The sequence below is a fragment of the Acidocella sp. genome, from assembly GCF_036489515.1.
In the GTDB taxonomy this organism is placed as follows: Bacteria; Pseudomonadota; Alphaproteobacteria; order Acetobacterales; family Acetobacteraceae; genus Acidocella.
This window is the reverse complement of record NZ_DASXFO010000094.1, coordinates 26124-32820: the sequence shown is the minus strand read 5'-3', so window position 1 is coordinate 32820 and position 6697 is coordinate 26124. Positions and strand designations below refer to the sequence as shown.

Genomic DNA, 6697 nt, shown 5'->3' with positions numbered 1-6697 from the left:
ACGGGTGAAAGAAGCAGTAACAGGCATCGCAAAGCTCCGGTTCCAGGGGGGATTCGCGTCTGAATAACAAGACCTCCGTCCCCTGCCAACAGGTTTTCGGCCCGAGGAAAGCGGCACAAAAACGATTATTCACCTGGGCCTGAGGCGCTGAAATTGCACGGGCCCAGATCAACAAAGTTTTTTGGCTTCTTGTTGTTCACAAAAAGAAGCCCTTTTTCCTTTGCCTGCCCTAGCCCGCCTTATGGCTAGGCAATCTTCTCCAAAGCCTGGGTCAGATCGTCGGTCAGGTCCTGAACATCCTCAAGCCCGACCGAAAGCCGCACGGTACCGTCGGTGATGCCGAGCCTGGCCCGCTCCTCGGCGCCGATGCGCATATGCGTGGTCGTGGCCGGATGCGTGGCGAGGGATTTCGTGTCGCCCAGATTGTTGGAAATGCTGATGATGCGGAACGCGTTCATCATCGCGAAGGCCGCCGCCTTGCCGCCCTTCAGCTCGAAAGTCACCAGCGTGCCGCCGCCGCTCATCTGCGCCATCGCCAGCGCCCGCTGCGGATGCGAGGGCAGGGTGGGGTACAGGCTGCGCGCGACCTGCGGCGCGGCTTCCAGGAAAATGGCGATCGCCTCGGCCGATTTCGACTGCGCGGCGACGCGCAAGCCCATCGTCTCCAGCCCTTTCAGGATCACCCAGGCGTTGAACGGCGAGAGCGACGGGCCGGTGTTGCGGAAGAACGGCTGGAACACCTCCTCGATCCATTTCTTGGTCCCGAGCACGGCACCGCCGAGCACACGGCCCTGCCCGTCCATATGCTTGGTCGCGGAATAGACCACCACATCGGCGCCGAGCTCGAACGGCTTTTGCAGCAGCGGGGTCGCGAACACATTATCCACCACCACCAGCGCGCCGGCTTCATGGGCAAGCCCGCTCACCGCGCGAAAATCGACGATCTCCAGCATCGGGTTGGAGGGGCTCTCCAGCAGCACCAGCGCCGCCGGCCGGCGCAGCGCCGCGCGCCAGGCGTCCAGATCGGCGCCGTCCACGAATTCGGTCGCGATGCCGTATTGCGGCAGCAAGGTGCTGACGATCCAGTGGCAGGAGCCGAACAGCGCCCGCGCCGCCACCACCCGGTCACCCGCCTTCAGGCCGCACAGCATCGCCGCGCTCACCGCCGCCATGCCGGTCGCGGTGCAGCGGCAGGCCTCCGCGCCCTCGATCGCGGCCAGCTTCTGCTCCAGCATGCTCACGGTCGGGTTGGCAAAGCGCGAGTACTGGAAATGCTCGAGCTGGTTGGCGAATACTGCCTCGGCCATGTCGGCGCTCTCATAGACGAAGCCGGAGGTCAGGAAGAGCGCCTCGGCGTTCTCGTCGAGATTGGAGCGGATGCGCCCGGCATGGATCAGCTGAGTCGCGGGACGGAGTTTCGGAGCGGGATCGGACATGGCGCGGCCTTTCGTTCAACAAGACGCCCGGCCACGGGAAGACATGACGCCTGCTCCGGCGAACTGCCGGTCATACAGGGTCACAGCCTCTTTAGCGCGCTTGTTTTGCTCCCAACGCCGGTCCTTAGAGCAGGACCCACGCCAGCCTCGCCGCAATCCGGCCGGACAAATCACGAGGTCAGCCACCGCTATCGCGGCCGGCTGGCGCGGTCAATGCCGTCGGAGCGCTTGCGCGGGTCTTACCACGTTGGACCGCTTGCGCGGTGTGGGCCGCCAGACTATGGAGGGGGCAGCGCGGGTATGATGTAATGGTAGCCTGCTAGCTTCCCAAGCTCGATGCGCGGGTTCGATTCCCGCTACCCGCTCCAATTTCCCGTCTGGCGATGTCCGTTGACGGTTGAAAAAACCCCTGATTTCAGATACTTTTGGTCAGTTTCTGGTTGGCAGTGACTGCCTCCGTCTGCCTGCAACCGCGGAAGATGGGGGCCTAATTTGGGGGCCTTAAAAAGCCACCAGTCAAGGACGCCTCGCGCCGCTCCGCGCGATGGCCGCAAGATGCGGCCATCCTTGACACTACCTGCGCGCCGTGGCCGTTCGGCAGTAGGTCGGGGCGAAGGAACAGGTGCGCTTGTGGTCGAACAAAGGAACGTTTCGACACAGTTCAGGGGGCATCTGCGACGCCCCCTAGTCGTAGGGTCATTACCGTTAGATGCAGCAATTTGGATTTGGGGCTTTATTGGGGGCCTTATGTAAAATAGAATTCAGGAAATAGGCTATTTTTCATATAGATATTTGTTATTATTCGATTCCCGCTACCGCCAGGGCCGCGCTGTTTCAGCGCCGCTTGGCTCGAAAAACGGCCACTTCCCTCTCTCCAAACCCCCCGCACCGCCACAAAAAAACCCGCCAGCCTCAGGGCCGACGGGTCAAGTCAACAGGGAGGCTTCACGTCTGGGAGACGTTGGGACAAAGTCCCAATCCGGCCCCTTGGGACCGGACGACGTCCGGCTCACACCGGACATGTTGTATATAGGCCACAACAAAAGATTATTAAGTGTTAAAACAGTAATGTTGCCGGGGCCCGGGCGGCGCCATCTAACGCCCCACCGGCAAAACCCGCCAAATCTCTGGGAATTACGGCTTGGCGCCGTTACGCTCGGAAATGCTGTTCACGAGAAAGTCACGGAACACCGAGACGCGCTTGCTGTTCCGGAGTTCCTCCGGATAGACGAAGTACATGTCGACATTCGGCTTCTTCACTTCCGGCAGGATCGCCACCAGCCCGGTCTGATCCTGCACCAGGTAGTCCGGCACAGCACCGATGCCCATGCCGGCGCGGATGCAGATCAGCATCGCCTGCAGCGAGTTCACTTCCATCAGCCCACGGCGCGGGGTGCCGTCCTTGCGGCCGACCTCAGCCAGCCAGTTCACATCCAGCACCGGCGGCTTGCGGTCGCCGAACAGGATCAGCTTGTGATTATCGAGATCCTCGGCGCTCTGCGGCGTGCCATGGGCCTTGAGATAGTCCGGCGAGGCCCAGATCTGGCTGCGGATCTCGCCCAGATGGCGCTGCACCAAGTCGGGCTGGCGCGGCGGATGCATGCGGATCGCCACATCCGCCTCGCGCATCGCGAGGTCGAGATCGCTGTCATCGAGCAGCAGCGACACGGTCACGTCCGGGTGTTGGGCGAGAAACTGTTTCAGCCGCGGCGCCAGCCAGGTGACGCCGAAACTATGCGTGGTGGTCACCTTCAGGCGTCCGGCCGGCTTCTCCTTGCTCTCCGCCAGCAACGCCTCGGTCATCGCCAGCTTGGCGAACACCTCGCGCACGGTGCGGTTCAGCGCCTCGCCCTGTTCGGTGAGGATCAGCCCACGCGCATGGCGATGGAACAGCGGCACCGACAGCGCCTCCTCCAGCGCGGAAATCTGCCGCGATACCGCCGACTGGCTAAGATTGAGGGTATCCCCCGCATGGGTGAAGCTGCCCGCCTCCGCCACCGCGTGGAAGACGCGCAACTTGTCCCAATCCATTTTCTGACTTGTCATTCTGCTGCCTCGCTGACCTGAAGCGGGATATTGCTCAAGAACCGCTCCGCCTCGAGCGCCGCCATGCACCCGGTGCCGGCGGCCGTCACCGCCTGACGGTAGATCTTGTCCTGAACGTCGCCCGCTGCGAATACGCCAGGAATGGAGGTTTCGGTGGTGCCGGGCCGGGTGACGATGTAGCCCTCGTCATCTCTCGTCACCTGGCCGGCGAAAATTTCGGTGGTCGGCGAATGGCCGATGGCGATGAACACGCCGTCGACCGGCAATTCCTGCGCCACACCGGTCTTGGCATGCTTCAGCCGCATCCCGGTGACCACGGCGGGCGCGCCGCCGCCCAGAATTTCGTCCAGCTCATGGTCCCAGACCACGGAAATCTTGTCGTTGGCGAACAGCCGGTCCTGGAGGATCCGCTCGGCCCGCAGGCGGTCGCGGCGATGCACCAGCGTCACGTGGCTGGCATGATGGGTGAGGTAGAGCGCCTCCTCCACCGCGGTGTTGCCACCGCCGATCACCGCCACGCGCTTGCCCCGGTAAAAGAACCCGTCGCAGGTGGCGCAGGCGGAAACCCCGGCGCCCTGATAGCGCCGCTCGGACGGCAGGCCGAGCCAGCGGGCCTGCGCGCCGGTGGCGATGATCACCGCGTCGGCGGCAAATTCCAGCCCGCCATCGGTCCAGACACGGAACGGCCGGGTGGAAAAATCGACCTCGGTGACGAGATCGTAGAGGATCTCCGTGCCGACATGCTCGGCCTGCTTCGCCATCTGCTCCATCAGCCAGGGGCCCTGGATGGTTTCGGCGAAACCGGGATAGTTTTCCACGTCGGTGGTGATCGTGAGCTGACCGCCCGGCTGCAGCCCGGCGATCATAACCGGCGCGAGATTCGCCCGGGCCGCATAAATTGCGGCAGTGTATCCCGCCGGCCCCGCACCGATGATCAGTACCGGGATCTTTCTCGCCTCAGCCATGGTCGTCATTATCCGCTGCATTAGGTCGCGGGCTTACATATCCGCTCACGTGACGCCGTTACAAGTCGTTAAGCCCGCTTCCAGATTATATATGCATGATGTGTTGCCACTTTAACGCGCACAAAATGTTGTTTGTCGGGGCGGGCTTGTTTCTGAACGGCTATGGGCAAACCGTCTCACAGAAATTATATTGCGCAAGACAACCTACGGATCATCAGGACTAATCATGCAGCGTGAGCCAGACCCCATCAATCTCGACGAGATCGATCGCCGGATTATCTCGGAACTTCAGGGCGATGGCCGGATGACCAATGTCGAGCTTGCCCGGCGCGCCGGGATTTCGCCGCCGCCGTGCCTGCGGCGGGTGCGCCGGCTCGAGGAGGCGGGCTATATCCAAGGTTACCATGCCCAGACCGACGGCCAGAAGCTCGGCTGGCAGATCTCCTTTTTCGTGATCGTCGGGCTGGAGAGCCAGAAGCAGGTGGTGCTGGACGGTTTCGAATCCCTGGTCGCCTCCTGGCCGGAGGTGCGGGAATGCCACATGATCCGCGGCGGCGGCGACTTCCTGCTCAAGCTGGTGGCGCGCGACGCCGTGCATGAGAACCAGCTCACCGCCAAGCTGACCGGCGCCGTGCATGTCGCCAAGGTGCAGACCTTGCAGACGATCCGCACCAGCCGGGCGCTGGCCGGCGTGCCGATGGAACGAGCGCATGGCTGAGGCCTCGATCCTGCTGGCCGCGATCCTCGTCGATCTGGCCTGCAGGGTCTTTCCCGCCCGGCTGCCCTATCTGTTCCCCTTCGTTTTCAACGCGCCAGTCTTTTGCGCCTGCTGGCTCACTCTGCTCTGGTATTTTCGCGGATTATCCCGCACCGCGAGGCCGGACCGGCCAGGACCGGCGCGGCGCGGATTTTTCCTCGCCGGGCTGGCCGGCATCTATTTCGTGCTGCAGACGCATTTCGAATATTTCGCGCAGCATATGTTCTTCCTGAACCGCATCCAGGCGGTGATGCTGGGCATGGTGGCGCCCTTCGGCATCGCCATCGGCTGGATGCCGGACGTGCTGCGGCGCGGCGCACCTTCCTGGCTCACCCAAACCTTCGACGCCCTCGCCACGACACGCGGCGTAAGATTTCTCTGCCACCCGGTCCCGGCGATGGCGGTGTTTCTGCTCACCACCGATCTCTGGCTGATCCCGGCGGTGCACTTCGTCGCGATGATCAATCCAACCCTGTATGCGGTGATGAACCTCTCCTGCCTCGCCGGCGGGCTGCTGTTCTGGCTGGTGGTGCTGGACCCGCGCCCCCACCCACCGGCGCGGTTTTCCTATCTCACCCGCGCCGCCGCCGGCTTCCTGGTGATGTTCCCGCAGATCGTGATCAGCGCCTATATCGCCCTGACCACGCGCGACCTGTACGCCTTCTACACGCTATGCGGCCGCATCTTCCCCAATATCAGCCCGGCCTACGACCAGATGCTGGGCGGACTGATCCAGTGGATTCCGCCGGGCATGATGAACACCGCGGCGCTGATCATCGGGCTGAACGCGCTGCGCCTCGCCGATCAGAAAGCCGAGGAGCATTTTGTCCCGCCGCCCGGCGCGAAAATATATGAAGCGAAGTGGACAGGGCGTTAGAAAAAAGCAGCCGCTTTTAAAAAAGCGGCGCAAAAATTTTTGCTCCGCTGGGTCATGGGCGTTGTCGGCTACAACGCCCATGACCCAGCATAATAAAGTTTTTTTGCTTCTTTTTGTTCACAAAAAGAAGCCTTTTCTTTCCTTCGCTCTAAATGCTGTGCCGCGCGAATAGCCCGGCGATGATGAGGAGGAGGAGCACCACCAGCAGCACGATCCACCAACGCAAGCGGGGTGCGGACCGGGGCTGGGATTCGGCGCCGATGCTGCGGCGGCGTTCCGGTGGCGCCGGTTCATCGCCGCGCGCTGCGTGATCGCGTTTGGTCAGGAATTTCGGCAGGTTTTCGGTGGTGACGTGGTCGGGCCTTGAAGGAGCTTCCGGCGGCACGAAGGCTTGAGGTTCGGGCGCAGCAGGTTCCGGCACGGCAGACTCCGCCGCCTCCTGCCGCCATTGGTGGCCGCAACGCTCACAGCGGAGCCGCCGGCCGGCCGCCAGGGCCGTATCCGGGATGTCATATTCGGTGGAACAGTGAGGGCATGTTAGACGCATGGCAATGACCCGCATGACAGTTTTGCCCGCGCCACGCAATAACGCCGGGCGAGCCTCCGGAAACAGCAG

At 62.8% G+C, this 6697-nt stretch carries 6 protein-coding genes and 1 tRNA gene; 3 read left to right on the top strand and 4 right to left on the bottom strand.

Annotated elements, in window-relative coordinates; translation table 11 throughout:
* Positions 1 to 245: 245 nt before the first annotated feature.
* Positions 246 to 1436 carry an O-succinylhomoserine sulfhydrylase gene (metZ, locus tag VGG47_RS14000; RefSeq protein WP_331539598.1) on the bottom strand — a complete coding sequence of 397 codons (1191 nt, stop codon included), beginning with the start codon at positions 1434 to 1436 and terminating at the stop codon, positions 246 to 248.
* Between the two features lie 294 nt (positions 1437 to 1730).
* Between metZ and VGG47_RS13995 the strand changes: the two genes are divergently transcribed.
* Positions 1731 to 1804, top strand: a tRNA-Gly gene (locus VGG47_RS13995).
* A gap of 766 nt (positions 1805 to 2570) precedes the next feature.
* Here the strand turns inward: VGG47_RS13995 and VGG47_RS13990 are convergent.
* A complete protein-coding gene (locus VGG47_RS13990; protein WP_331539612.1) occupies positions 2571 to 3467 on the bottom strand; it encodes a LysR family transcriptional regulator in 897 nt (298 codons plus the stop codon).
* Positions 3468 to 3478: 11 nt separating this feature from the next.
* Positions 3479 to 4447: a thioredoxin-disulfide reductase gene (gene trxB / locus VGG47_RS13985; protein ID WP_331539610.1), complete on the bottom strand. Its 969-nt coding sequence runs from the start codon at positions 4445 to 4447 to the stop codon at positions 3479 to 3481.
* A gap of 226 nt (positions 4448 to 4673) precedes the next feature.
* Between trxB and VGG47_RS13980 the strand changes: the two genes are divergently transcribed.
* On the top strand, positions 4674 to 5165 hold the full coding sequence (locus tag VGG47_RS13980; protein ID WP_331539596.1) for an Lrp/AsnC family transcriptional regulator: 492 nt from the start codon (positions 4674 to 4676) through the stop codon (positions 5163 to 5165).
* Positions 5158 to 6081, top strand: a complete 924-nt coding sequence (locus tag VGG47_RS13975; RefSeq protein ID WP_331539594.1) for a cytochrome c oxidase assembly protein — start codon at positions 5158 to 5160, stop codon at positions 6079 to 6081. The genes VGG47_RS13980 and VGG47_RS13975 overlap by 8 nt, the downstream gene beginning before the upstream one ends.
* A 148-nt stretch (positions 6082 to 6229) precedes the next feature.
* Here VGG47_RS13975 and VGG47_RS13970 read toward each other — a convergent pair whose 3' ends face one another.
* Positions 6230 to 6643, bottom strand: a complete 414-nt coding sequence (locus VGG47_RS13970) for a zinc-ribbon domain-containing protein (RefSeq protein ID WP_331539592.1) — start codon at positions 6641 to 6643, stop codon at positions 6230 to 6232.
* Between the last annotated feature and the right edge of the window lie 54 nt (positions 6644 to 6697).

Coding starts and splice junctions, on each gene's coding strand:
- metZ (WP_331539598.1), bottom strand. CDS start 1,436: ATGTCCGATCCCGCTCCGAAACTCCGTCCCGCGACTCAGCTGATCCAT.
- VGG47_RS13990 (WP_331539612.1), bottom strand. CDS start 3,467: ATGGATTGGGACAAGTTGCGCGTCTTCCACGCGGTGGCGGAGGCGGGC.
- trxB (WP_331539610.1), bottom strand. CDS start 4,447: ATGGCTGAGGCGAGAAAGATCCCGGTACTGATCATCGGTGCGGGGCCG.
- VGG47_RS13980 (WP_331539596.1), top strand. CDS start 4,674: ATGCAGCGTGAGCCAGACCCCATCAATCTCGACGAGATCGATCGCCGG.
- VGG47_RS13975 (WP_331539594.1), top strand. CDS start 5,158: ATGGCTGAGGCCTCGATCCTGCTGGCCGCGATCCTCGTCGATCTGGCC.
- VGG47_RS13970 (WP_331539592.1), bottom strand. CDS start 6,643: ATGCGGGTCATTGCCATGCGTCTAACATGCCCTCACTGTTCCACCGAA.